This is a genomic window from Pseudomonas mandelii (genome assembly GCF_900106065.1).
GTDB classification, from domain to species: domain Bacteria; phylum Pseudomonadota; class Gammaproteobacteria; order Pseudomonadales; family Pseudomonadaceae; genus Aquipseudomonas; species Aquipseudomonas mandelii.
The window spans coordinates 2,266,080-2,292,471 of sequence record NZ_LT629796.1 but is presented as its reverse complement, the minus strand read 5'-3'; the positions used below and the strand labels follow the sequence as shown (position 1 = coordinate 2,292,471).

Below are 26,392 nucleotides of genomic sequence, written 5' to 3'. Positions count from 1 at the left end.
GGGTAATGGCACTGACCACAGCGTATGTATCGAAATTAGCGAGTTTATGCAAAAGACATAAACTTGCTAATTTCGATACATACCGCGCGTAGGACTGATGAGAACGGGCTGTGCAGCTCAAACGAGGCTGCAAGCGCAGCCCCTTTTGTATGCATTTTTACGCGTCAGTGCTTGCCAGGCTCAACGGACAAGTGTCGACGACGCATGAGGTGATAGGCCGCCGGGATCACAAACAGCGATAGCAAGGGCGCCGTAACCATACCTCCAATCATCGGGGCGGCAATGCGGCTCATCACCTCGCTGCCGGTACCGCTTCCCAAAAGTATTGGTAACAAACCAGCGATAACCACCGCAACGGTCATGGCCTTGGGTCGAACGCGCTGCACAGCGCCTTCACGAATCGCCGCAACCAGACCGCGCTCAGTGCGGTCGCCGACGTCTTCACGCTCGGCCCAGGCATTTTTCAGGTAGAGCAGCATGATCACGCCAAATTCGGCAGAAACGCCGGCCAGGGCGATGAAGCCGACCCCGGTGGCAACCGACAGGTTGAATCCCAACAGATAGAGAAACCATGCCCCGCCAGACAGTGCGAATGGCAAAGTGGCCATAATCAGCAGGGCCTCGTCAAAGCGTGCAAATGTCAGGTAAAGCAGCACGAAGATGATCAACAGCGTGGCAGGCACCACCAGTTTGAGTCGTGCGTTGGCCCTTTCGAGAAATTCGAACTGTCCTGAGTAACTCAGGCTCATGCCGGGCTGCAACTTGACCTGCTCGCTGACGACCCGGCGTAGATCGGCGACTACCGAGGCAATGTCCCGGCCACGCACGTCGATGTATACCCAACCAGAGGGCCGTGCATTCTCGCTCTTGAGCATCGGCGGGCCGTCGCTGACCTTGACCTTCGCCACCGTGCCGAGGGTGATCTGGCTCCCTAGCGGGGTGTAGATCGGCAATTGCTCCAAGGCACCGAGCGAGTCACGCCACTCCCGTGGATAACGCACGTTGATCGGGAAGCGTGCGAGCCCTTCAATGGTCTCGCCGACATTTTCACCGCCGATAGCGCCGGCCACGATGGACTGCACATCGTCGATATTCAGCCCGTAGCGGGCGGCGGCTTTGCGGTCGATATCCACATCGATATAGCGACCACCCGTCAGTCGCTCGGCCAGCGCAGAACTGACGCCGGGCACATCCTTGGCCACCCGCTCGACCGCCTGGGTAGCGGCATCAATCTCGGTCAGGTTGGTGCCGGCAACTTTCACCCCAATAGGACTCTTGATCCCCGTGGCCAGCATGTCGATTCGGTTGCGTATCGGTGGTATCCAGATATTGGTCAGCCCAGGAACTCGCACCACTCGATCCAGCTCTTCCACCAGTTTTTCCTGAGTCATACCTGGGCGCCATTGCTCCTGTGGCTTGAACTGGATGGTGGTTTCGAACATCTCCAACGGCGCCGGGTCGGTGGCAGTTTCAGCACGACCGGCTTTACCAAAGACATGTTCGACCTCCGGCACGGTCTTGATCAGGCGGTCGGTCTGTTGCAGCAGTTGCGCCGCTTTCTGCGCCGACAATCCCGGCAGAGCCGAAGGCATATAGAGCAGGTCGCCCTCGTCCAAAGGCGGAAGAAACTCGCCACCCAAGCGCGACATTGGCCATAGTGCGCTGATAAAAACCAGCAACGCGACCAGCAGCGTGATCTTCGGTCGTCGTAAGACTGCATCCAGAGCCGGCTGGTAGATCCGGATCAGCCACCGGTTCAACGGGTTCTGTTGTTCACTGGGAATTCGTCCCCGAATCCAGTAGCCCATCAACACCGGCACCAAGGTCACTGACAATCCCGCCGCTGCGGCCATGGCGTAGGTCTTGGTGAAAGCCAGCGGGCCGAATAGCCGCCCCTCTTGCGCTTGCAGGGTGAACACCGGAATGAACGATAGGGTAATGATCAACAAACAGAAGAACAGTGCTGGTCCAACTTCAGCCGCCGCTTCGGTCATCACGTGCCAATGACGTTCACCCTTCAGTTCCTCCCCCGGATTGGCCACGTGCCAGGCCTCAACCTTCTTGTGCGCGTTTTCAATCATCACCACGGCAGCGTCGACCATGGCACCGATGGCGATGGCAATTCCGCCTAGGGACATGATGTTGGCGTTGATCCCTTGATAGCGCATCACGATGAAGGCGATCAGCACCCCCACCGGCAGGGAGATGATTGCCACCAGAGATGAACGCAGGTGCCAGAGGAAGATGCCACACACCAACGCGACGACGATGAACTCTTCGAGCAGTTTGTGGCTGAGATTTTCCACCGCGCGGTCGATTAGTTTGCTGCGGTCGTAGGTGGTGACGATTTCCACCCCCGCCGGCAAGCTGCTTTTCAGTTCGTCGAGTTTGGCTTTGACCGCCGCAATGGTCTCCCGAGCATTCTTGCCGCTGCGCAAAATCACCACGCCACCGACGGTCTCGCCTTCACCGTCGAGTTCAGTAATGCCACGCCGCATTTCCGGTCCCAACTGAATGGTGGCGACATCGCCAAGGGTCACCGGCACACCGCCCGATCCCAGCTTGAGTGGGATCGCCCGAAAATCATTGAGCGTTTTCAAGTAGCCGGAAGCCCGCACAATGAACTCGGTCTCTGCCATCTCCAGGACGGCACCACCGGTTTCCTGATTGGCCTTGCCGATCGCGTCGGCCACCTCGGCCTGCGTGATACCGAAGCTGGCCAGTTTGAGCGGATCAAGCTGCACCTGGTACTGCTTGACCATGCCACCCACGGTGGCCACCTCGGCAACGTTGGGCAGAGTCTTGAGTTCGAACTTGAGGAACCAGTCCTGAAGTGCACGAAGTTGCGCCAGATCGTGTCCGCCATTGCGATCTACCAGCGCGTACTGGAAAATCCAGCCCACTCCTGTCGCATCCGGCCCCAACGCCGGTTTGGCGCTGGCCGGCAAGCGACTTTGTATTTGGCTCAGGTACTCCAACACCCGCGAGCGGGCCCAATACAAGTCAGTACCGTCTTCGAACAGCACATAGACAAAGCTGTCACCAAAGAAGGAGTAGCCGCGCACGGTCTTGGCGCCAGGCACCGAAAGCATGGTGGTGGCCAACGGATAGGTCACCTGGTTCTCGACGATCTGCGGTGCCTGTCCCGGATACGGGGTGCGGATGATCACCTGAACATCGGAGAGATCCGGCAGCGCATCGATGGGCGTGCTCTGCACCGACCAAATGCCCCAAGCCGTGACGAACAGTGTCGCCAGTAGCACCAGGAATCGGTTGGCCACTGACCAACGAATCAGGGCAGCAATCATAGCTGGCCCCCTGATTTCCCTAGACGCTCAACACGCAAGCCATCGTCGGTTTGACTCACTGCAATCCGGACCTTGTCGCCCGTTTTGAGGCCCTGCATCAGCGCCGGATTGGCGAGCGGGAACGTCATCGTCATGCCAGGCATGCCCAGCGTTTTGAAGGGGCCATGGGCGAGTGTGACTTCTTTGTCGTTGATCTCAACGATCTGCCCATCCGCCTCATGAAAACTGGAGGCTGCTGCGCTGGGTGGTGACTGTTCCTCTGAGTTTGCAACGATACCCTTGAGACTGGCCTCCGAGTCGAGCAGGAACTGGCCAGAGGTAACCACCTTCTGGCCCTCTTCCAGACCTTTCAAGATCGCCGTCTTGCCATCGTTTTCCTGCCCGATCAACACTTCAACAGGACGATAGCGGCCAGCGTCTTCAGCGAGCATCACCAGGGCACGTCGACCGGTGCGAATGACGGCCTCGCTCGGCACCCACAACACACTTTGCTCCGTTGAACGATTGAGGCTCACTCGTGCGGTCATACCCGGCCTGAGACGGCCTTCTGGGTTAGGTAACTCGACGCGGACGCGAAGGGTGCGGCTATCCGGATTGGTTTCCGGAAGAATCGCGCTGACGACGCCCTTGAGCACAACCCCAGGGAACGCGGGCAAACGCGCCTCTGCCGCTTGCCCCATGAGGATCGATCCAGATTCAGTCTCCGGAACGGCCAGGGCCAGCCAGACGCTACTCAAACCATTAACGCGTGCCAGTGTCTCGCCGGCGGCCACCGTCATACCCTCGCGCACATTGAGCTCTTGCAGCACACCACTAATAGGGCTGGTGAGGGTCAGGTTTGGTTGGACTTTGCCACTGCGCTCTACTTGAGCAATTGATGCCGCCGGCATCCCGGTGAGCCGCAAGCGCTGGCGAGCCGCTGCCAGCAAGCCCGCATCGCCACTGCGCTTGAGTGCGAGAAACTCCTCCTGAGCCGCAGCCCACTCAGGTACAAGGATATCCGCCATGGCGGCATTGGCTTTGATCACGTCGCCAGGAGCATGGGCATACACGCGCTCGACGAAACCCGCCGTACGGGCTTGAATGACGGCGACGTCCCGCTCGTTGAAAGCCAACACACCGACAACCTCCAGACTCGAAGCAAACACACCTCGACTGACGGTAGCCAGTCGCACACCGAGATTCTGAGTCAGGCTTGGATCAATGCGAACGGATGCGCTGTCCCCTTTGATGTCGGCGTACTGAGGGACCAACTGCATGTCCATGAAGGGCGACTTACCCGGCTTATCGAACTTTTGCTGCGGGGACATAGGGTCGTACCAATACAGTACTTTGCGTTCGTCCAGAGAGGGGAGGCTCTGCTCTGGGGCTGCACCAGGTACTTCGCTCATGCCCTGCTGAGCGAACCAGTAACCACCGGCAACACCCAATACCAGCGAGAGGCCTACCAGCAATGCCCCGTTCCACTTTCTAAGGTTCATTGGCTGGACTCCCCGTAGGCGAAATACAGGCGCGCGCTGGTCAGCGCTCGCTGCTCTTCCACATCAATCTGCTTGAGACGGGCTTCGATGAGCTCGCGGCGGGCGGCGACAACGGAGCTCAAATCGCCTTTGCCGGACCGATAGCTGGCCATGCTGAGCTCGACCTTTTCCTTGGCCAAGGGCAATAGGCTGTCCTGGGTTCGATGCACGGCACGATTCAGGCGTTCATAGTCGGCCAGCTCGTCCTCCAGTTGCTGGGTATGCTCGCGTGACAGCGCTTCGCGCTCAGCCTCAAGCTGGTTGAGTTCAGCGTGTTTGGCCGCAATCTTGGGGTTTTGCCGAGAATCAGGAAACAGTGGTAGATCCCAGGAAAGTTGCACGCTGACCATGTCGCCGAACTGTCGACCACGATGCTGATAGTCGACTTCCCAGCTCCAATCCGACTGTTTTTCCGCCTCGGCTTCACGGACCTTGGCTTGCGCTTCGCGGGTCATAGGCTCAAACGCTGCCAATTCTGGGTGATGTTGCAGCTTATGAGAGTAGCCAGAGGCTTCGACAGGCCATTCAGGCAAGCTGCCCACAGGTTTGTCGTTGGCGGCCGGGCCAATCCAGCGCTTCAGAGCCGCTCGGGCCTGCGCTCTCTGGCGAATCAGATCGTCCTGCTGCTCTTCCAGTTGTGCCGCTTCCTGTTTGGGCGTTACTGCATCAGCAGGTTGAGCGCGGCCGCCGGCAATTTGTGCACGGACGGTATCGGCCAGCAGACGGTTTTCTTTGTAGAAATCCTGGAACAGCGCGTCTTTACGCTCAACGGAGAAGCTGTTGATCCAGGCCAGCGCCGTGGCCTGACGAACCTTTAGACGTTCGACCCGGCGCTCAGCTGCGGCGCGGTTAATGGCTGCATCAGCGACCTCGATGCGGGCTTTGCGCTTGGCACTGTTGGGCATCTCCTGACTGACTCCGACCATTTGCATAGTCATGAAGTCCTGATCGATGCTCCAGCGATCCGGACCGCCAATGGGGTAGTTCTGTACGCCTAGCAGCAACTTGGGATCGGGTAGTTCACCAGCGGGGATGGCCGCACTACTGGCAGCCTGAATTTTCGCGTCTTGTGCAGTCAGCGACGGCGCATTGTTTTCAGCCAGCTGCAAAGCTTCATCGAGTGTCAATGCGGCAGCGAGACTCGGCAATGCCAGTACGCTTGCCGCCAGGCCGGCCACGAGGGACCACCCTGTGCAATAGCACTTGGAGTTCATGTTCACGATTCCTGTGATGATCCACTGCGCGCTTCATCAGACATGCACGCAGATATGCCATCCCGCTAACGCGGAATGAGGCTGAGTGTGGTACAGGAATCAAGTGCGGGGCGGTCGCCATACCCCTGACGGGGTTTGTACTGGATGGGAATCTAGGGAGAAGGACAGTACGAGGGGGCTGGATAAGGTGATAGGAGGCTTGATGATGGAGACTTGCAGCATGCCACCAGTCTTGCACTCCTGGCCTGGCTTACAGGGTTTGCCGTGCTCGGTGGGACTTTTCATGTCATGGCAGCAGTCTTGACCCATGCCGTCCATCATCGCCATGCCCATGGTTTTCATGGGGCAGGGCTCAGTCGGCGCCTGAACACCCGCCATCCCGCTGAGGGGGAGCGCCAGGCTAATCAGGAAAATCAGGCAAAACCGTAGGTAGCGTTTCATGGGCTGGAGTGTAGCCGGTGGAAATGGCCCTTACAATTCACCTTCTAGACTCCTTAGTCGGCTGTCACCAACCTCTATTCCGCGCTCATTTCCATTTCCGGACTTAAAGTGCCTAACCATGCGACAAGACAAATTATGACGACTGCCATTAAAAACTCGAGTGTCATGCTGCGGCGCAAGGCATTGACTGCGGCAGAGTATTCTCCATTTCGAACTGACCGCTCCAATACCGGACTTAGGTGAAAGCGGTTCAGCGTGGCTAAAACGATCATCCCAGCAAAGAGCAATATTTTCAAAAACAGCAGCTGGCCATAAGTACTGAGCATCACTTCATCGAGGTGTGGGCCAACGATAAACAGGTAATTTACTACGCCCGTAACGCTTATGATCGCAACAATCACTCCGCCGGCCGACTCAAAACCAGTCAGTACCCGTGCAAGAATTTGAGCTTCTTGTTCGCCCTTTAGCGATTTCAACCGCAGCAGTAGAGCGAATGCCAATAGAGCGCCCAACCAGCCACCTGCGGCTAATAGGTGGAAAATGTCGGTGATGAAATGCCAGTAGCGTCGACTGCCCTCATCCATGGCGCCGTGCCCTGTCCATGCCAACGTCGCCAACGCAATCGCTCCGCATACAGTGACGATCCAGAGACTGGGTGTTGGAAATCGCTTGTTCAACGCGACGCCAATAATTGCCATCACCAAGGCAGCTATTCGGACCATCCAGGTCAACCCGACGTCAGTCCCCATAAGGACCATTTCAAAAATATGACGATGTAGCTCCATAAGCTCCGACACACCGCTCATTGCTTTCGCAAGCAACAACATCGCGGCAAGGGACAGAGCTACACCTGCAACGGAAGTACCGTAAAGAAGCGACTCAAAATTCAAGACCGTGCCCGATACTCTTTCCTTTCCCCTGAGGCTGTACAAGCCGAAAATTGCCAATCCGAATAACAGCATCAGGTCGAAATAAAGAGCAAAGCGAACCACAATATTTATTGAGTCGCTCATAAATCATTTCACTTTAAATGAGAAGTTGCCGGTGATCGGGTGAGTGTCCGAGGAGACAGCACGCCATTCGACTTTGTAGGTACCGGTGGTCAAAGGTGCTGCCGGTGTAATCACCATCGTTTTCGGATCACCGCCACCAGCGACGGCGGCCTTAACACCCATTGGGGAGTTCGGCATGCCAGGCATATCGGTCATGATTAGTTTTGCACCGGAAAACTGAGTGGTGAGATTCTCAGAAAAGTGCAGTTCAATTTTCGAAGGGGCCGCCGCATTCGAGCCTTCTGCCGGAGTGGAAGAAAGGAGCTTTGGATGTGCTTGAGCAACTGCACTCAGAAGCAAACCAGCGGTAAGTGCAACAGCTACGGTCGTAGTTTTAAGGAATGACATGCAAGACTCCTCACAGCAAGAGCTGTTGATTCGAGGTTTGTTTGGAATATCTAATTTTTACTTTTCGATTCTTGTTAAAACCACTGATGATTAGCTAGTAGCCTCCGTGTTCTAGGTCAGGTTGAACACGAGAAACTCACTAGGCCCCAACGTCACAGTGCAAGAACACGATGCCACACGAACGCAAACTGTTCGATTACATTTCAGTCAGCTTGACGCGGTGTTTGGCCTCGAATTGGCGGGCGTAGCGAGACTTAAAGACGAGACCGCGTGCCCCAGATACTAGGGTTTTCACTCATTCAAAAATAACGAAAGTGGACGCTGGGCGCAGGCTGAGAGATCGCCGTTGATCACAAATACGCCGTTGTTCAGCTGACCTCCAAGTCAACACTAGGAAACTCTAGATGAAAGGCCGTTTTCCCGTCACATGACGTACACCAGATTTTGCCATCATGCGCCTCAATAATTGATCGGGTAATCGACAGACCTAGCCCTGCGTTGCTTGGACTCCCTTCTCGCCGCGCTGGGTCCACGCGATAAAAACGATCGAAAAGCTTTTCAAGATGTTCGGGGGCAATGGGTTCTCCGTGGTTCTCCACGACGACCAATACCGACATCTCCTTCTGGAGGATTTCGACACTGATCGTCTTCCCTTCAGAGGTGTAGCGAAGCGCGTTAGAGAGCAGGTTAGAAATGGCTCTGTGGAGCATAAGGACATCGCCTCGGACGCTGCCCCTTCCTGAAACCTTGAGTTGAATCCCTCGCTCATCAGCCAAAAGGCGGTAGTACTCAAGCAATTTTTCCACTACTTCCACGAGGTCTATTGGTTTGTTCTCGTGTGTGATCAGACCGTTGTCAGATTTCGCCAGAAAAAGCATGTCATCAATCATCCGACTCATACGCTTCAAGTCATCAAGATTTGAGTACAGGTTGTCTTCGTAGTCCTCAATATTCCTTTTTCTTGAAAGCACCACTTCGGTGTGGGTCATCAAGTTGCTCACGGGGGTCCGTAGTTCGTGGGCAATGTCTGCGGAAAAGTTCGATAACCGGACAAATGCATCGTCGAGCCTGGACAACATTGCGTTAAACGACAGCACCATTTGCTGAAGCTCTTTGGGAACGGGTGCTAAGGGGATGCGCTCTTTGAGTGATTTTGCTGACATTGAGGCAGCGACCCGCGTGACCTGGCGAATGGGCCGCATGCCACTGCTTGCTACCATCCAGCCGAGTGCAGCACTGACCAATGCGCTGATCACCAACCCTATCCAAAACCATCGTTCAAGCGTCTCGAAAAAGGACATATGCTGAGTAACGTCAAAGATCAAAATGACTGTCAACGGCTTGTCTTGCCCCGTCACAACGGCTTGTGCCGTCACTCCACGGAACATCTGCCCTTGCTCCCGCCACTCCCAGACGTTGTTGTTTGTGGTTGTGCGGAACTCCTTCGGAATATCTACCGGACCGGGATCAGCAAACAGCAGCTTGCCGTCACCATCGATTATTAGGGCAGTCAAATCACGGTGAGCCCCCAGCAGCGCCTCCAGCTCAGGCTTAAATTCGCTGAGTTGATCGATGCTGTTCAACCCGGACAAAATTCTCTGGGTCGAGTGGAGCTTTTCGTTCAATGCCTGCTGATCCAGCATCTTAAAGTGATGCCGACTGAGGTTATTGAAACTGAGTCCGGCGACCGTAAGCACGGCCGTTACCGCGAGCATGAACATCAGACTCATACGGGTCGTCAGGGACATTCGGTTCATTCCGACTCCGAATCAGGCGCGTCGAGCATGTAACCCATCCCCCTAGAGGTATGAATCAACTTGACCTCAAAGTCGTCATCTATCTTGGCCCTCAACCTTCTCACTGCAACCTCGATAACGTTGGTATCGCTGTCGAAGTTCATATCCCAAACCTGGGAGGCGATAAGTGACTTTGGCAGCACCTCCCCTCGACGTCGTAGCAACAGCTCAAGCAACGCAAACTCTTTGGCCGTAAGGTCTATGCGTTTACCTCCACGAATGGCCCGACGCTTGAGCAGGTCCACCTCCAGATCAGCCAGTTTCATATAGGTTTGCGAGGGAGCGCCGTTACCCCGACGCAGCAACGTTCTGACGCGAGCCAACAGTTCAGAAAATGCGAAGGGTTTGATCAGGTAATCATCTGCACCGAGTTCAAGTCCTTTCACTCGATCTTCAACGCGATCTCGCGCCGTGAGGAAGAGCACGGGAACATCTTTTCCGGATGCACGAACCTTCTGAAGTACTTCCCAGCCATCCAGCCCAGGCATCATGACGTCTAGAATCAGCAGGTCATAGGCCTCGCTCAAAGCGTGCTGTAGCGCCACCTTGCCATTGGTAAAGCGATCCACATTGAACCCCGCCTCCGTGAGTCCTTGCTGCAAATAGATACCTATTTTGGGTTCGTCTTCAGCAACCAGAAGTCTCATGAGGGTGGCTCTCGGATAATGATGAAGCGCAGTCTGCAACGAAACACGCCAGCCAACCAGCAACTGACAGAAAAGTAATATTGGCTTCAGGTAGATGTCAGCGAGCGCTGTCTAGGGTTCAAGCATGAGTACTTCCTGGTGCTCGACCGACTCTTCAGCATGAAACGTTAGGGAGCCGGAAAACAATTCCATAAGGAGTTGCCCCATGAATCGCCTGAAAATGCTGTTTTTTGTGAGCTCGATACTCGTCTCAGCTTCTGTATGGGCTGAAAGTGGCGGAGACCGGGTGATAGAGCGTATGGAAGGCCTGCGCGACAGGGCTGAAGCCGTACTGATCCAAGCTGAAAAAGCCCCTGAAGGACAGCGTCATGTCCACATGGCCGAGCATATGAAAATGCTCGGCGACATCATGAGCCAACTCCATAAAGATCATCCAGACGCCTCAATGTCACCCCAGCAGCACCTGGCCTGGATGGAAAAGCACGACAAAATTGTCGACGACGTTTTGAGTCAAATGCAACGCGAGCACAAGCTGATGCTGTCAGAGAACCATCAGTAAGCAACTCCCTGAAAAGAGCTTTTTGAACAGTCCTGTTAAATGCGGCGTCATCTGGACGCCGTATTTATTTCGAAAACTGACAGAAATGTAGTGTTCAGGTCAGTTAACTGGCAGCTCCGCATCATTAGCATAGCCAGTGTTTCCCACTTACTCTCGAGGTCACCATGAAAGCTAAGCTCGTTACCCCTGTCATCGCAGCAATCACTCTACTCTTCGGTGCTACGGCTATGGCCAGCGCAGGGCATGGGAAAGAGGACATCGGCCAGCCTGGAGTCGCCTCTGAGGTTACCCGTACGGTGGAGGTCGAGATGGGCGATATTTTCTTCAAACCTGAAAGCATCGACGTAAAGCCTGGTGAAACTATTCGATTTGTCCTTCGCAATGAGGGTTCGCTGCTGCACGAGTTCAACATCGGCAAAGCTGCTGCTCACGCAGCACACCAAAAAGAAATGGCAAGCATGTTCCAGAACGGAACGCTTAACCCCACAGGTACCGGGAAAACGATGAGCGGTATGGGCCACAGCATGGGTGGAATGAAGATGGTCGGAATGGAGCACAACGACCCGAACAGCGTCCTGATTGAGCCTGGCGCAACCAAAGAGCTGATCTGGACCTTCAACAACAGCACTGGGCTTCAGTTTGGCTGCAACGTGCCGGGGCATTATCAGTCAGGGATGGTCGGTCAGTTTGACCTGAAATAAGCCAGAGCTGGCTGCTAACACCGCTTCGACGCAAGAGTTGGCTACGCTCTGTCGCAGAGATCACAGCAATGCTCACACAGTGGGGTTTAGATCATGAATAACCATCAGCATCCGGATGGAAACACCACCGCACCATTTTGGAGGCGCAAAACAGGCGTTGTACTAATCATGCTCATTGCGATTGGTGCCTTTTACGTTTTGCGGGAGCATTTCAGCCACGTTTATCCATTTTGGCCTTATCTGATTCTGTTGATCTGTCCATTGATGCACTTTTTTGGACATGGACATGGCGGACATAGCCATGGCGATCAGGCAGCAACCCACAAGGACGAAAAAGGGGAATAGCCATGCCTACCATATCGAGCCACCACGACCACAGTCACGCCCATGCTGCTCCGCTCAATGACGATGATCTACGTGACCCGGTGTGCGGAATGGCAGTCACTTCATCAAGTAAGTTTGGTGAGTCTTATCAGGGACAGACATATCAATTTTGTAGCCTGAAATGCCAGGAGAAGTTTCGAGCTGATCCTGAACGCTACAGCGGTAATGTTTCGAGCGCCGAATCCCGCGTCACCTCTTCAGAGTCTGCGGTACAAACAGGCACTGAGTTTACCTGTCCGATGCACCCGGAAATACGCCAGCCCGGACCCGGCAACTGCCCTAAATGTGGCATGACATTAGAGCCGGTCATGCCCACGCTCGATGAAGAAGAAAATCCTGAACTCCGGGATTTCGCCCGCCGCTTTTGGTGGTCGCTGCCATTAACCGTGATAGTGACAGTGCTCGCCATGGCGGGACACTCGTTACAACTCCTCCATGGCTCGATCCAAAACTGGATCGAGCTAGCTCTGGCGACACCGGTGACCTTATGGGCAGGTTGGCCCTTTTTTGTAAGGGGCATAGCCTCTATTAGAAATCGCAGTCCAAACATGTGGACTCTGATTGGTTTGGGTACCGCCGCAGCCTACCTTTACAGCGTCATGGCAACGCTCTTACCCCAAAGCTTTCCCGCCACCTTCATGCAAGATGGACGTATCGGCGTCTACTTCGAAGCCGCCGCGGTCATCATCTCGCTCACCTTGCTTGGGCAGATTCTTGAGCTCAAAGCCCGATCGCAAACCTCCGCCGCCATTAAGTCCCTTCTCGGTCTATCGCCCAAGACCGCACGCCGGATCAATGCCGATGGACAGGAAGAAGACATTCCTCACACACATGTCCACCTTGGAGACCATCTGCGGGTCAGGCCTGGTGAAAAGGTGCCAGTTGATGGCTCAGTACTGGAAGGTGAAAGTGCGGTGGATGAGTCCATGCTCACTGGCGAGCCAGTGCCGGTAATGAAGAGAGCTGGAGATAGCCTGATCGGTGCCACGCTGAATACACATGGCAGCTTGGTAATGGAGGCGCAGAAGGTCGGCGCCGAGACCATGCTGTCACAAATCGTACAGATGGTCGCTCGGGCTCAGCGCTCCAAAGCACCAATGCAACGAATGGCCGACTCTATTGCTGGCTACTTTGTGATGGGTGTTATCGCGATTGCGATACTGACATTTGTCGGCTGGGGGCTTTTTGGCCCTGAGCCCAGTTGGGTGTTTGGTCTGATCAACGCTGTCGCCGTGCTGATCATCGCTTGTCCCTGTGCGTTGGGTCTTGCTACGCCCATGTCGATCATGGTTTCGACAGGTAAAGCAGCCAGCATGGGTGTGCTGTTCAGGGATGCCAGTGCCATCGAAAACCTTTGCAAGATCGACACGCTGATTGTCGATAAGACAGGCACCCTGACAGAGGGTCGGCCAGTGTTTCACAGCGTGGAGGCCACACCAAGTTTCAATCCCCACGATGTTCTTCAGCTGGCTGCCAGCCTTGATCAGGGCAGCGAACATCCCTTGGCTCATGCAATCGTCGATCACGCCCGAACCGAGAACATTAAGCTCACCAAGCCAGAATCCTTTGAGTCTGGTTCAGGTATCGGGGTCAGTGGCATCGTCGATGGCAAGAAGATCCAGCTGGGGAACACCGCGTTGATGGAAGCCGCAGGCGTGAACACCAAGCCCCTACAAGTGCGTGCAGAGTTGTTGCGTCTTGACGGCATCAGTATCATCTACCTCGCAATCGACGGGGTATTGGCAGGGTTACTGGCAGTATCAGATCCAATTAAGCCGACCTCCAAAGAAGCAGTCACCAAGCTCAAGGCTGATGACATCAAAATCATCATGGCTACTGGCGACGGGCTCACCACCGCTCGGGCTGTCGCCAGGGAGATGGGGATTGAAGAAGTCCACGGTGAAGTGAAACCTCAGGACAAAGAGCGTCTGGTCGCAGACCTCCAGCAATACGGCCGGAAGGTCGCCATGGCTGGTGACGGTATCAACGATGCACCGGCCCTGGCGCGAGCAGATGTGGGCATTGCCATGGGGACAGGGACTGACGTTGCGATGAATAGTGCGCAACTCACGCTGGTAAAAGGCGACCTGATGGGGATTTTACGAGCAAGGGCACTTTCGGTCGCAACAGTAAAAAACATGCGGCAAAACTTGGGTTTCGCCTTTCTTTACAACTCGATGGGTATTCCCCTTGCCGCAGGCTTGCTCTATCCACTGACGGGACACCTCCTGTCGCCAATGATCGCTGCCATAGCCATGAGCGTCAGTTCTGCATCTGTAGTTTTCAATGCATTGAGACTGAGGAATACCCGAATTGACTGAGCTTCAATTGCGAAATTGCAGCGCAATTGACCATGCGTTTGCATACGACCTGACCAGTCATTTGCATTTGACTGACCACCGATTGCAGAGGATTGGACCACCCAGACATCAAAGCTGAGAGGCTCATAACGACGCAAAGGAGACATTACGATCGTTGGCGGGAAGATCGCTGTTCCAATGGTTAGAGCGTGCACCCTCTACTCTTATGACCGCACAGCGATAGGCGCCGATTACAACCGTCGATAAATACTCGGCAGTGGCCGGCCCCGATGCCTGATTCCAACTTGCGGAAGAAGTGGAGAATCTGCGAGCTAGCTTTCAGCTGATGAATCGCCAGGCTCAGTAGAGCCACCATTTATATCAGCATCGTGTATTGAAACAGGTAATAAGCCATGTTGGATACTTTTCGTTTCCGGATCGTAATAGGCCTGGTAGAACTGAAACTCTTCACGGCCTTCACGTTCACAGTGGGCCTTGATAATCCTAATAGCTTTGAGTTTGTACTCCAACGGCGTCTTGATCCCAAAAATGACGCCCTCCAAGCTTGAAAACCGATACTTCAAAACTCGATGCTTTTTATCTGTGATGTCCATGCCGGAATTAAGAACCAAGCGGTACTCTTTTTCGGACTCCCACTGAGGAAGCTTTGAGGTCAAAGCGAAATCAAGGTTATTCCAGTGCCTCTCTCGCAGATCACTGGAATCAGTTTTGTACCACTCGCTAGTGGTACTCAGATTTCCTTGGCCATCGTTGTACCAGAAGCCACCTAATGCCTCGTTTGGGACGTTGCCTAATGATCTGAAGAAATCTATTTCCGAGTGTTCTCGATCGTAGAAAACTTCCTTGAACTGCATATTCTGGAAGCCATAAATGATGCCGCTATGACCAAGACCTATCGGCTTATTCATTTCAAGAGATAGTGCTTGGTCTTCACCTGAGACCCTATATTTCAGGCAGATGCCTTTGTGATTGTCTCCGTAGCTACCCCAGATGGCGGAGTTATTACACTCCTTCATAAAGCAGGCTACATACCATTTCGGGTGCATTAGCTGGTCGATTTGATCTAGATATCGAGGAGCAAATGCCGTTATTAGGTCATACACACCGTAATGATCATTGATCCATACGTGCGCAGCCTTGATGGAGAACGCCGAGGTTGTGACAGCAATCTGCCTGTATGACTCAAAATCACGATGCTGGCCATCATCTGCTTCGATATTTGATATTATCTTCAGATGAAAGTCACTGTCCCCTAGTGGGTCTCCAGGATTCTCAGGATGATGTGCACCGGTTAACTCGTACTTGTAACTTACTGAAAGTACGATTGTTAAGAAGCGCGTATGCAGAGAACTGAGGTAGAGCAACAACTGTGGCTTGTAGTGTTTTCTCTCGGCTTTAGAGAGTGCCTTGATGTACCCCTGAAATATCTCACTACTTTGGAGCAGGTAATCCATTTCCTGGAAAGCAAAGAGGTACACACCCCGGAGATTAGCAGGATACTGGCCAATTGGGAGCTCATTAGGAAGTGGCACGCCGCTCATTACCGCGTCATCAATCTCCCAGCTTCGAAGCGCTAGTATCAATAGGTAATGCCTAAAGAAATTCGCCCAGACGATTTCATCACCCGCCCAGTAGATTTCCTTGTACCCCTCTAGAGGATCGTTCAATTGCTCAGGCGGTGCGAAGTAAATCTCAAGCTTCTCAAGCTCACCGGGCACAGCCTCCTTGGTCTCGGTGGCGTCTTTTCCGAGCAGACGATCCGCTGTCCTGAACCTGTAGAGATGTCGATCCATGATTACCCCGCATGTGGCTACGAAAAAGGGCCCCACCGGGCCCTCATTTGTACTCAAACCGATCTTACTGAGTGCGCCAGGACTCAACAATGTCCGCGCCGAATTCAGTTTTCCATTCCTTGAGCTGGCGATGGTTCCCGCCCTTGGTCTCGATCAACTCGCCCGAATTTGGGTTTTGGTAGATCTTGACGTCACGTGCTTTGCGGACACTTTTCGGGGCAGCGGTAGTAGAAGCACGGCTTGCTGCCTGGGGATCGAGGAGAGCGATGACGTTGCGGAGGCTATAACCGTACTCGGCAAGCAAAGCCCGCAGCTTAGTTTCGAATTCAACTTCTTTTTTCAGGCCTTCGTCGCCTTTCATGGCTTCAAGGGCAGCGAGTTGTTCGGCCAAGTGTTTTCCGAGTTGACGGAACTCAGCAAGACGGGACATGAGATGACCTTTATAAAATGATTGAGCAGTATACGAATTGACAAATCTAGCGCAACAACTGAGATCTTAGAAATATCAGGATTAATCGCTATCCCCATGTGATCCGCTTAGCGACCAACCTGGCACGTAAATTATGCTCTTTGAGGCTTTTTCGATTGGTGTAGTGTGTTCGTCGAGAATCACGCTGTCCCTCTCGATTTTCCGTGGCCGGAAGGTGCTTTACTAAGCCAAATCCAATTTGTACAAACATTGGCGTCTTAACTTTCGGCTTTCGGACTTTGGGAGCTTTCGGTTTTTTGATCCGGTGTTCAGATCCTACCGACGTCTGAGGGGGAACATAAGGCGCAAATTGTGGGTATAGATCCTCAAAAAGCTGAACCTGCGCGGATACTGGAGTTACCCTAGTTACCCCGACCTCACCGGACTTGCGCCTAAAGTGATCGTCAGACGAATTCATTCTAGCTACAAAGTCCAGAATCGTCCCCCGAAGAGACCGCCCTGTCACAATGCGACGATGAATTCGTTTCCAGCCATCTTTCAGATTTCCCCTGGTCACGTCCCACTGCTCTGGTGACGAGAACCCCAGCTGTTTCGCGAACTCTATGTAATCTGGTGGTAAATCGTTTGCCATGTCCTTAGCCTCCGATTTTACAAGCATCGATGATGGCATAGAAGAATCAAGGGATGCTATACCAGTTCTGTCGAGAGCCTATCCGTTAGGTAATTGCACAGACTTGCCCAGCCATTTGCATTCGATTTGACCAGTAATTTGCTTCGGATTTGACCTGCAGGCTTCGTGGCCATGACCGGCAGAGGACGACCCAAAGCAGTCATTTGTTTGCGGGATATAGGCTAGAACTTTTCGTCATGCAGAAAAACGAGGCCGCAATCGCGGCCTTGTTTTTTTAGAGTGTTACTCGTGCGAATGTCCGTGCTCAGCGCTCTCGGAGGTTGTGCCTTTCTCACCACCGCCGCATGCCGTCATCAAGCCCAGGAAGCAGAACAGCAGCACAGAACGAATCAGAGTGGTTGGGGATTTCATGGGAATACTCTTCAAAAGTGGATGAAATAAATGGTCTGTGGTCAGGCTGAAGTCCGCGTTTTCGGCAGTAGGACAGCCGTCTCTGTGTCGGATTACTGTTTGACGTTCAGGTAATCACCACTCGTCTTCAACGAAATGGTCACGTCGTTATTGCTGCGATTACGCCAAAACCAACCATGGGTGCCGTCAAAAATGGCGGTGAATTCGCCTTTATTACTTTTGACCTGCTTGCCCTTGTTGTAGCTGTGGAAGTAACCCTTTTCACCGTTGTAGGGCTCGCCATGGGTGTCGTAGTTCACAAGCCCACCAGCCGCTGTCCATTCATAACTCACAGTCTTGTTCTTCAGCACTTCCAGTTTGATCTCTGTCCCTTCACCTGGTTTGAGCGTGACGGTCATTTGATTCGTCTTCATGGCTGGGGTCGGTGCCGACGCTGATTGGGCCACAGGTATTGCAGCAGGTTGGATTTGCGCAATCTGCGGAGCTGGAGCTGGAGCTGAACTAGGAGCTAATGCTTGCGGCGGCGCTGTATCCGCCAACGCCTCTTGGGCAAGGATGATCTTCAATTCGCCCATTTGGGTCAGACCCAGTGCGCGGCCCACACCCGTAGGATCAACGGCGTATTCCGAAGGCATGACAACGGTCATCAGCAGGCCAATAGCAGTCAGCAGTGCAATGACAGTCGAACGAACCAGTTTGCGAGTGCTGGGCAATTCATTAACAGTTGGAAGCGGAGTATTGAACATGGTCAGAATTCCTTAGGCGGAGATAAACAGGCCGGTGATCTGGTAACCCATCAGCAGGAAACCGGCACTCATCATGGCGACGTTGGCGGTATAGGCGTGGCGCCAGAAACTGGCGGTGCGCCGCCAATACCCCATCAGAATGAGAATCGCACTAAGGGCCAGCAACTGGCCGATCTCGACGCCGACGTTGAACGCAAGCAAGTTGGGGATCAGCCCGTCGGGCGAGATCTCGTACTCCTGGATTTTGGTGGCCAGGCCGAAACCATGGAGCAGGCCGAAAATCAGCGTGGCCACTTTGGTATTGGGTTGGAAACCGAACCAGCGCTGGAACGCGCCCAAGTTATCGAGTGCCTTGTACACCACCGAAAAACCGATGATGGCGTCGATGATGTACGAGCTGATGCTGATCTCGGTCAGCACGCCCAGCAGCAACGTCACCGAGTGGCCTACCGCGAACAGTGTGACGTAGAGCCCCACATCCTTCAGGCGGTAAAGGAAGAAGATCACCCCGAACAGAAACAGCAGGTGATCGTAGCCCGTCATCATGTGCTTGGCGCCCATGTAGATGAAGGGCAGCAACATGACGCCGGAACTTTCCTGGATAAAGCCCTTGTCACCTTCCGCGACGGCGTGAGCCATCGCCTCGGGCATCCCGAGGAAAAGTGCAGCGACAAGTAAAAACAACAGCAGTAGCGGGCGGTGCGATGGCGCAGTGAATGCGCCCACGCCGCTCATCGAGTGCGAATGCATGGATAAATCCTACGTTGGAGGGATCAAAGGCCGCTGCGCGGCCATGGTCAGGATGCGAACGAAGGACGGGGTGGACGCTTGATCAAGAATATCGGCGGAGGGGGAACTGCATATTGCGGGGCATCAACCCGCACCGATAGCTTGGGTTGTTCGGCCAAAATCAACAGTGAAGTGAGCTGCGGTGTTTCGTGCTGATGGTCAGGGGTCAGCGGGGAGTGATAGTGATCCGAGCAGCTCGCACACGACATCTCAGTCAGCTCTTCATGAGAGTGATGGGCGTCTTGCGCAACCTCCCAAGCAGGCTGTTTCGACGTCACTGACAACGTATAGGTATGCCCGGCCCAGGCCACAAACATGGCGAGGACAAGCGCGAATACCACCGTTGTTGTCAGTGTTCTGCTGAACATCGTGATCGGGCTTCAACTCGTTTTTCAGGGCTTTGATGCGTTTGACCGCATCCCCTAAGGGGGGATAGGATGCCAGCGTAATTCATTAAGGCCCGAGGCTCAAGTCATGAGTGAAAACGAACACAGCCATCCCCACACTCACCAAAGTCACGAGGCGATCATCAAGCGTCTCAAACGGGCGGACGGCCATTTACGCGGCATCATCACCATGATTGAAGAGGGGCGTCAGTGCGTGGACATCGCTCAGCAGCTGCATGCGGTCGAAAAAGCCGTATGTCAAGCGAAGCGCACGCTCATCCAGGATCACATTGATCACTGTCTGGAGGACACAGTCTCAGCCTTGAACAATGGCGAGCGCGCACCGTTGGAAGCCTTCAAACAAATCACCAAGTACCTCTAGGTCTGACATGCCCAACTTTGCTGAACTGCTGCAACAGGGCGGTACACACGCCTGGCTGTATTTCCCGAGCGCTATCTTGCTCGGTGCCTTGCATGGCCTGGAACCGGGCCATTCAAAAACCATGATGGCCGCTTTCATCGTGGCCATTCGTGGTTCGGTTAAACAGGCCGTTTTGTTGGGTCTGGCCGCGACGCTGTCGCACACCGCCGTGGTGTGGTTGGTCGCCATCGGCGGCATGTACCTGGGCAAAGGTCTGGACGCTCAAACCACTGAGCCGTACTTCCAGCTTGCGTCCTCTGCACTGATCATCGTAGTTGCTCTTTGGATGCTGTGGCGTACCTGGCGCGGTGAGCAGATGTTCAAGTTCGAGCAAGGTGATGACCACCACCACGGTGAGCATGACCATGGCCATCATGATGAAACCCATCGAATCGATACCGGCCACGGGCGCATCGAACTGTCGATTTTTGAAGTAGGTATGCCACCGCATTGGCGCCTGAAAACATTGACCGGACACGCTTGGGCTACATCGGATGTTCGCCTAATGACGACTCGTCCGGACGGCAGCACTCAATCGTTCTCTTTCGTCGAGCGCGAAGGCTTTCTGGAGTCGGCAGTCGATATCCCGGAGCCTCATGAGTTCAGTGCGCGCTTGAGTCTTGGGCATGCGGGCCACTCCCATGATTACGATCTGGCGTTCCAGGAGCATGATCACGGGCACGCGCATTCCGAACTGGAAGGTCTGGAGTTGTCAATTGATGGCTATCAGGATGCGCATGAACGCGCACATGCCAACGATATCCGTAAGCGCTTCACGAATCGTGAGGTGACCACGGGCCAGATCGTCATGTTCGGTTTGACGGGTGGTTTGATTCCTTGTCCGGCTGCCATCACCGTTCTGTTGCTGTGTCTTCAGGTTAAAGAAGTCGCGCTGGGAGGCATACTCGTCCTGTGCTTCAGCATCGGCTTGGCGATCACCTTGGTGGCGGTGGGAGCTGCTGCGGCTATTGGTGCTAAACAGGCTTCCAACCGCTGGCCGTGGCTGGGCACCGTGGCTCGTCGTGCACCGTACCTGTCCAGCGTGTTGATAATCGGTGTTGGTCTGTACGTAGGCTTCCATGGTTGGATCGGCTTGAGCGCCCAAGGCGTCGTTTAAGTGTTCGAACTCGCCAGCTATTTTGGTCTATTTCTGGCGGCATTCGGTGCCGCCACGTTATTGCCCATGCAGTCTGAAGCTGTGTTGGTCGGGATGTTGCTCTCCAACCAATACGTTGCTTCTGCGCTATTGGCGGTCGCCACCTTCGGCAACGTTCTTGGCTCTGCGCTGAACTGGATTCTGGGTCGCTCTATCGAGCGATTTCGCTACAAGCGATGGTTCCCGGTGAGCGAGAGCAAGCTCGAAAAGGCCCAGCAGTCTTACCTGCGCTACGGGCGCTGGTCGTTGCTGCTGAGCTGGGTGCCCATCATTGGCGATCCGCTGACGGTCGTCGCCGGAGTCATGCGCGAGCCATTCTGGAGTTTCCTGCTGATCGTCACCATGGCCAAGGGCGTGCGTTATCTCTTGCTGACCGCCGTCACACTGGGGTGGACATGACGACTGCTCATACAACCCAGCATTCCTCACTCAAGAGCCGAAGCAGTAGCCTGGATCTGATCAAGTGGCTGGCGATGCTGACCATGGTCATCGATCACTTGCGGTTGGTGTGGCCGGAGATGAGCAATCTGTTCATTCTGGGGCGGCTTTCCTTTCCGCTGTTCTGTGTCGCCATTGCTGCCAACGTGGCGCGCTCCAAACCGGGCGAATTACTGACTGCCGCGAATGGACGCTACCTCGCCTTGATGCTGGTGTTCGCCGCCATTTCAGAAGTGCCTTATCGCTATATCAGCACCTCGGGATCATTCAACGTGTTGGTTACCCTGGCATTGGGGCTGGTGATTGCCTGGGGATGGCAACATCGCACCTTGTTGAGCAGCGCTATGGCCTTGATGGCTGCCGCGATTGCCTACGTGCTGGATGACCCGTTGATGTACGGGCTATACGGCGCGCTCGTTCCTGCGGCTGTCTTGTTAGCGATCAAGAGGCCCGGTGCTCTTTGGTTGCTGCCAGCAGTTCTATGCCTGTTGAGCAACACCCGCAGTAGCATCGTGACCAGGGCTATGGATCTTGAAATTCACTCATTGCTGGCCTTGAGCACTGCATTTGCCGCTCCGCTGATCGGACTCTGGCTGCTGCATCAGAAGTTCACCTTCAACGTCTGGCCGGTGCGGCAATGGGGCTACTGGTTTTATCCGGGACACCTTGCCGCTCTGCAAGCTCTACGGTTCTTAATCTGAATGGCAGAGAAAGGACTCTCCCCAAAAACGGTAAACGAGATGCACAGACGTTCATTACTCAATCTATTTTTGGCCGGTTTTGCCTTTGCTTTACCTTTGGGCTTACAAGCCGCACAAGTCCTAAATGTTCGGCTATGGAACACCGACGACAAGCTTCGGCTGGTGCTAGACCTAAGTGGTCCAGCACAGTACAAGACCTTCTCCCTGACGGCGCCGGATCGGTTGATTCTCGATCTGATGGGAACCAGCCTTGCCTTTGATTTGAGCAAACTGCAACTGGGTAACATGCCAATCCGCGCTATACGTTCAGGGCCTCAAGGTACAGGAACGCGGATTGTCCTGGACCTGATAGGTCCCGTGCAGTTGAATACCTTCATGCTGGCACCTGAACAGGCACAGGGGCATCGCTTAGTGCTGGATATTTCCAACTCGGCATCCCCGGCAATACAGCCGGCTGCACCGCAGGTTGTGCTTAATGATTCGGCTCATCCAAAGCGCGACATCATCGTCGTGGTAGACCCAGGGCATGGCGGTAAAGACCCTGGAGCAGTCGGGGCCAATGGCGAGCGGGAAAAAGATGTGGTGCTGTCAATTGCTCGGCAGTTGGCCAAACGGATCGAGCGGGAAAAGGGGTTTACCGTGCGACTCGTACGCGACAGCGATGTTTACGTACCGTTACGCAAGCGGGTGGAGATTGCTCGCCAACACAATGCCGATATCTTCATTTCCATACACGCGGACGCCGCGCCTCGGCGCACGGCCTCCGGAGCGTCGATCTATGCGCTATCGGAAGGTGGAGCCACGTCCACTACTGCGCGCTGGCTCGCGCAGAAGGAGAACGGCGCCGAGTTACTCGGTACGACCAAAAGCCTCGCACTCAAAGATAAGGACCCCATGCTGGCAGGAGTGATTCTCGACATGTCGATGAGCGCTACAGTCGCAACGAGCCTGGAACTGGGCCACTCCGTACTGAGAAGTTTGGCGGGCATCACCACTTTGCACCAGAAGCGTGTGGAGCAGGCGGGCTTTGCCGTACTTAAGTCGCCAGACGTACCGTCAATCCTGGTTGAAACTGGATTCATCTCTAAGGATGGTCTGAAGTAGTTGTGTATTTCTGGCTGACTTCAGCCCCTGCCGATTTTAAAAGCGGCAAATCGATCAAAAACGCTCAGATCACCCGCTTATTTCTGTGTTTTTAGCCGCCGCGAGCACCTCGCGGCAGCCATTTTCCACATTACAGGCGCACCTCTCCTGCATTCGCCAGTAAATGTCGGCGCGCCATCCACAGGTTCGACAGCGCGAACAGCGTCATCAGTTGCGCCGTGTTCTTCGCCAGACCACGGAAGCGCACCTTCACATAACCGAACTGGCGCTTGATCACCCGGAACGGATGCTCGACCTTGGCTCGTACCTGAGCCTTGGCCTTCTCAATCTTGCGCTTGGCTTTGTACAAAGCACTGCGCTTATCAAGCTTCTTGTAAGTACTACGGCGGGCGGCGATCTGCCAGATGACCCCCCGGCCTTCATGTTCAGGGCGTTTCTCGACGCCGGTGTAACCCGCGTCGGCACCGACCATGTTCTCATCGCCGTGCAGCAGCTTATCGACCTGGGTGACATCGGCCACGTTGGCCGCCGTGCCCACCACGCTGTGCACCAAGCCCGACTCATCATCGACACCGATGTGCGCCTTCATGCCGAAGTGGTGAGTCGGCCGCGGGAACTGCCCCCGCAGCCGCTCGCAGAACCGTACGTGACACTCTCGCGTCATACGGCTCCCGTTATCCAACCTTGCTGCCCGGTCACTCGCCAGTGATGAAACAGCCGGGGTACCACAGTCCGCATCTTGTCCAGCCATTGGCTAATGCGCCGCTTGCGCCTATGAAGAGCCTTGTATTTTCGTCGGGCCCAGCGTTCAAGCGCGCGGTCAATGTGCTGGAAGATGCCAAGCATGGCTGTCCGATAGAACGAGCCATAGTATTGCGACCACCCCTGTATCACTGGATTGTAGAGCCGAGCCACGTCGACCAGCGTCACGTGGGTTTGGCGATTGAGTCGCCACCTGCGTACCGCTTGCCGCATCCGCTTTAAGGCATCCGCACTCGCTCCCGGAAGGAAGCTCGTGAAGAGCTGGTCTTGTTTGCTGAGCGCCTTCCTCGGCCTAAAGGTGAAGCCGAGGAAGGTAAAGCTCACATGCGGATAACCTGCGCGACGGTTACTGTCCTTGCAGTACACGACCTTCGATTTCTCGGGGTGCATCGTCAAGCCACAGGCAGCCAGCCGTGAAGCAATGGAGCGCATCACGTACTCCGCTTGCTTTCGACTGCGGCAGTGCACCACCGCATCATCGGCGTAGCGGGCAAACGGGCAGTTGGGGCTGGTACGTTGCATCCAGGTGTCGAAGGCATAGTGCATGAACAGATTCATCAGGAGGGGACTGATCACTCCACCTTGCGGGGTGCCGCGTTCGCGTCGGACGCGCATACCGTGATCCGTTTCGAACGGCGCAACCAGCCACCGCTCGATGTACAGAAGTATCCAGTCCTCCTTGATGTGCAGGCGCACCGCCTTCATCAGCAACCCATGATTGATCTGATCGAAGGCTGCCTTGATATCAAACTCCACCACCCAGTCGTATCGCCAGCAGCGCTCACGCGTGATCGCCACCGCCTGCTTCGCTGATCGTCCCGGCCGGTACCCATAGGAGTCCGAGTGGAAGATCGAGTCCAGCTCCGGCTCGATGAGAAGCTTGACCACGGTTTGCGCGACACGATCACCAACCGTGGGCACTCCCAGCTTGCGCGTGCCTCCCGATGCCTTGGGAATTTCTACTTGCTTGACCGGAGGCGGGAAGTACGACCCCGACGACATCCGATTCCACAGCTTGTAGAGATTCTTAGACAGATCCCGCTCGAAATCGGCGATGGTTTCATCGTCGATGCCGGCAGCACCGCGGTTGGCCCTGACCTGCTGGTAGGCGTCCCATACCGTGCGTTTCGCTATGTCATAAGGTTTCGCCGAGCTCACGCCACTCATCCCCGGAGGTTGGCAACGCTCGTCGGCCGGATAACGCCGCCCCTTCGCTCCACCTCCATTACAGAGGCTTCATCGCTACTACGGGAGGCTCCGCCCCTCGTTCCAGCATCGGTATTCTTCCTCATGGTGTTGGCCATTTGTCATTTTCCTTCGCATCTGGAACAAGGTTCTCACGTTCCGTACCAAAGCCTGTATGAAGATCATGCCGCCTATACACCGGCTGCCATCGGGTCCGTAAGCAGGTAACGCCCCGACTTGTCCTGAAGCCAGTACTCCACCTCAGTTTCGGCAGCACCTTGGGCATAACGATGCGTCATCGGACGGTTTGCTTTCGCTCATCTTCTCCATACTCACCTGCCATCCTCAGGGATGACTTTTCCTCGGTCGCTCACCACCACACCTTTTGGATGCAGCAGCACCGGGTGGTTTGAAGTCCGCTCCTGCAAGCCGACTTCGGAAGGCCTACTTCCATCTTCGGCACAGCAGCACAGGTCATCTGACCTGTGTTCGTGACACACAGTACTGGTTACCCTTCTTGGTCTGATGCATTTCCGGGTCGCGCTTACCGTCCTTGTTCTTGGTCGAACTCGGCGCATTGATCAGCGTGGCATCGACGATCGTGCCTTGGCGCAGCGACAGCCCTCGGTCGCCCAGATAGCCATTGATGACAGCCAAGATGCCGGCGGCTAGTTCGTGCTTCTCCAGCAAACGACGGAAGTTGAGGATGGTGGTTTCATCGGGGATACGCTCCAAGCTCAGCCCCGCGAACTGGCGCAGGATGGTGGTCTCGTACAGCGCCTCTTCCATCGCTGGATCGCTGTAACCGAACCAGTTTTGCATCAGGTGCACGCGCAGCATCGCCATCAGCGGATAGGCCGGACGACCGCCTTCACCCTTGGGATAATGCGGCTCGATCAAGGCAATCAAACCCTTCCACGGCACCACCCGATCCATCTCGATCAGGAACAACTCTTTGCGGGTTTGTTTGCGCTTACCGGCGTACTCGGCGTCGGCGAAGGTCATCTGCTTCATCGGGAAACTCGGTGGGTGGAATCCGGGTATTTTGCCAAAATCTGGAAGTCTTCTTCAGAGTTTCCCTAGCATTAAGCTGGGCGCGACAACAGACGTCTAGTTGGGCGGCACCTGAAGGTTTCGACCAGCCACAT

22 protein-coding genes and 2 pseudogenes are annotated in these 26,392 nt (G+C 54.9%); 9 read left to right on the top strand and 15 right to left on the bottom strand.

The window, feature by feature from the left end:
* Positions 1–164 precede the first annotated feature (164 nt).
* From BLU63_RS10355 to BLU63_RS10320, 8 genes are all read right to left on the bottom strand, one after another.
* On the bottom strand, positions 165–3,308 hold the full coding sequence (locus tag BLU63_RS10355) for an efflux RND transporter permease subunit (protein WP_019821281.1): 3,144 nt from the start codon (positions 3,306–3,308) through the stop codon (positions 165–167).
* On the bottom strand, positions 3,305–4,789 hold the full coding sequence (locus BLU63_RS10350; RefSeq protein WP_019821283.1) for an efflux RND transporter periplasmic adaptor subunit: 1,485 nt from the start codon (positions 4,787–4,789) through the stop codon (positions 3,305–3,307). The genes BLU63_RS10355 and BLU63_RS10350 overlap by 4 nt, the downstream gene beginning before the upstream one ends.
* Positions 4,786–6,042, bottom strand: a complete 1,257-nt coding sequence (locus tag BLU63_RS10345; protein ID WP_019821285.1) for a TolC family protein — start codon at positions 6,040–6,042, stop codon at positions 4,786–4,788. The genes BLU63_RS10350 and BLU63_RS10345 overlap by 4 nt, the downstream gene beginning before the upstream one ends.
* A 99-nt stretch (positions 6,043–6,141) precedes the next feature.
* Entirely contained in the window at positions 6,142–6,483 is a 342-nt protein-coding gene (locus BLU63_RS33295; RefSeq protein ID WP_019821287.1) for a hypothetical protein, read from the bottom strand.
* Between the two features lie 74 nt (positions 6,484–6,557).
* Positions 6,558–7,496: a copper homeostasis membrane protein CopD gene (copD, locus tag BLU63_RS10335; RefSeq protein WP_019821289.1), complete on the bottom strand. Its 939-nt coding sequence runs from the start codon at positions 7,494–7,496 to the stop codon at positions 6,558–6,560.
* A gap of 3 nt (positions 7,497–7,499) precedes the next feature.
* Positions 7,500–7,883 (bottom strand): copper homeostasis periplasmic binding protein CopC, encoded by a 384-nt coding sequence (gene copC, locus BLU63_RS10330; protein ID WP_019821291.1) that lies wholly within the window; start codon positions 7,881–7,883, stop codon positions 7,500–7,502.
* A gap of 368 nt (positions 7,884–8,251) precedes the next feature.
* Complete coding sequence (locus BLU63_RS10325; protein ID WP_024078224.1) at positions 8,252–9,640, bottom strand: heavy metal sensor histidine kinase; 1,389 nt, start codon at positions 9,638–9,640, stop codon at positions 8,252–8,254.
* The gene (locus BLU63_RS10320) at positions 9,637–10,326 is read right to left on the bottom strand and encodes a heavy metal response regulator transcription factor (protein ID WP_024078225.1); all 690 of its coding nucleotides are present in this window, start codon (positions 10,324–10,326) and stop codon (positions 9,637–9,639) included. Before BLU63_RS10320 ends, BLU63_RS10325 begins: the two co-directional genes overlap by 4 nt.
* Positions 10,327–10,531: 205 nt before the next feature.
* Here BLU63_RS10320 and BLU63_RS10315 point away from each other — a divergent pair, with 205 nt between their 5' ends.
* The 4 genes from BLU63_RS10315 (at position 10,532) to BLU63_RS10300 (ending at position 14,291) form a co-directional block, all read left to right on the top strand.
* Positions 10,532–10,885 (top strand): co-regulatory protein PtrA N-terminal domain-containing protein, encoded by a 354-nt coding sequence (locus BLU63_RS10315; RefSeq protein ID WP_024078227.1) that lies wholly within the window; start codon positions 10,532–10,534, stop codon positions 10,883–10,885.
* A 164-nt stretch (positions 10,886–11,049) separates the two neighbouring features.
* Positions 11,050–11,586: a cupredoxin domain-containing protein gene (locus tag BLU63_RS10310; protein WP_024078228.1), complete on the top strand. Its 537-nt coding sequence runs from the start codon at positions 11,050–11,052 to the stop codon at positions 11,584–11,586.
* A gap of 93 nt (positions 11,587–11,679) precedes the next feature.
* Positions 11,680–11,931: a DUF2933 domain-containing protein gene (locus tag BLU63_RS10305; protein WP_019821297.1), complete on the top strand. Its 252-nt coding sequence runs from the start codon at positions 11,680–11,682 to the stop codon at positions 11,929–11,931.
* Positions 11,932–11,933: 2 nt separating this feature from the next.
* Entirely contained in the window at positions 11,934–14,291 is a 2,358-nt protein-coding gene (locus BLU63_RS10300) for a heavy metal translocating P-type ATPase (RefSeq protein WP_024078229.1), read from the top strand.
* A 311-nt stretch (positions 14,292–14,602) separates the two neighbouring features.
* Here the strand turns inward: BLU63_RS10300 and BLU63_RS10295 are convergent, their stop codons facing one another.
* The 4 genes from BLU63_RS10295 to BLU63_RS10280 all read right to left on the bottom strand — a co-directional run bounded on the left by BLU63_RS10295 (position 14,603) and on the right by BLU63_RS10280 (position 19,052).
* Positions 14,603–16,084, bottom strand: coding sequence for a DUF2971 domain-containing protein (locus tag BLU63_RS10295; RefSeq protein WP_161952183.1), 1,482 nt, complete (start codon positions 16,082–16,084; stop codon positions 14,603–14,605).
* Between the two features lie 64 nt (positions 16,085–16,148).
* Positions 16,149–16,514 carry a histone-like nucleoid-structuring protein, MvaT/MvaU family gene (locus BLU63_RS10290; RefSeq protein ID WP_083375400.1) on the bottom strand — a complete coding sequence of 122 codons (366 nt, stop codon included), beginning with the start codon at positions 16,512–16,514 and terminating at the stop codon, positions 16,149–16,151.
* Positions 16,515–17,648: 1,134 nt separating this feature from the next.
* Positions 17,649–18,302 (bottom strand): hypothetical protein, encoded by a 654-nt coding sequence (locus BLU63_RS10285; protein ID WP_024078232.1) that lies wholly within the window; start codon positions 18,300–18,302, stop codon positions 17,649–17,651.
* A 12-nt stretch (positions 18,303–18,314) separates the two neighbouring features.
* Complete coding sequence (locus tag BLU63_RS10280; RefSeq protein WP_024078233.1) at positions 18,315–19,052, bottom strand: HupE/UreJ family protein; 738 nt, start codon at positions 19,050–19,052, stop codon at positions 18,315–18,317.
* 513 nt (positions 19,053–19,565) lie between these two features.
* Between BLU63_RS10280 and BLU63_RS10270 the strand changes: the two genes are divergently transcribed.
* Genes BLU63_RS10270 through BLU63_RS10250 form a run of 5 tightly spaced genes read left to right on the top strand, consistent with a single transcriptional unit; the run spans position 19,566 to position 23,297 of the window.
* Positions 19,566–19,859: a metal-sensing transcriptional repressor gene (locus BLU63_RS10270; protein ID WP_024078235.1), complete on the top strand. Its 294-nt coding sequence runs from the start codon at positions 19,566–19,568 to the stop codon at positions 19,857–19,859.
* A gap of 7 nt (positions 19,860–19,866) precedes the next feature.
* A complete protein-coding gene (locus BLU63_RS10265) occupies positions 19,867–21,015 on the top strand; it encodes a nickel/cobalt efflux protein RcnA (RefSeq protein ID WP_024078236.1) in 1,149 nt (382 codons plus the stop codon).
* On the top strand, positions 21,016–21,453 hold the full coding sequence (locus tag BLU63_RS10260) for a YqaA family protein (RefSeq protein ID WP_024078237.1): 438 nt from the start codon (positions 21,016–21,018) through the stop codon (positions 21,451–21,453).
* Positions 21,450–22,193: a TraX family protein gene (locus BLU63_RS10255; RefSeq protein WP_024078238.1), complete on the top strand. Its 744-nt coding sequence runs from the start codon at positions 21,450–21,452 to the stop codon at positions 22,191–22,193. Before BLU63_RS10260 ends, BLU63_RS10255 begins: the two co-directional genes overlap by 4 nt.
* A 39-nt stretch (positions 22,194–22,232) precedes the next feature.
* Positions 22,233–23,297, top strand: coding sequence for an N-acetylmuramoyl-L-alanine amidase (locus BLU63_RS10250; RefSeq protein ID WP_041161326.1), 1,065 nt, complete (start codon positions 22,233–22,235; stop codon positions 23,295–23,297).
* 130 nt (positions 23,298–23,427) lie between these two features.
* On the opposite strand, the pseudogene BLU63_RS10245 reads toward BLU63_RS10250, so the two are convergent.
* The 3 genes and pseudogenes from BLU63_RS10245 to BLU63_RS10230 all read right to left on the bottom strand — a co-directional run.
* A pseudogene (locus BLU63_RS10245) lies at positions 23,428–23,898 on the bottom strand (IS5 family transposase); the annotation flags it as partial.
* A gap of 59 nt (positions 23,899–23,957) precedes the next feature.
* Positions 23,958–25,226, bottom strand: a complete 1,269-nt coding sequence (gene ltrA / locus BLU63_RS10240; RefSeq protein WP_010466266.1) for a group II intron reverse transcriptase/maturase — start codon at positions 25,224–25,226, stop codon at positions 23,958–23,960.
* A 519-nt stretch (positions 25,227–25,745) separates the two neighbouring features.
* A pseudogene (locus BLU63_RS10230) lies at positions 25,746–26,258 on the bottom strand (IS5-like element ISPre1 family transposase); the annotation flags it as partial.
* Positions 26,259–26,392: the final 134 nt, after the last annotated feature.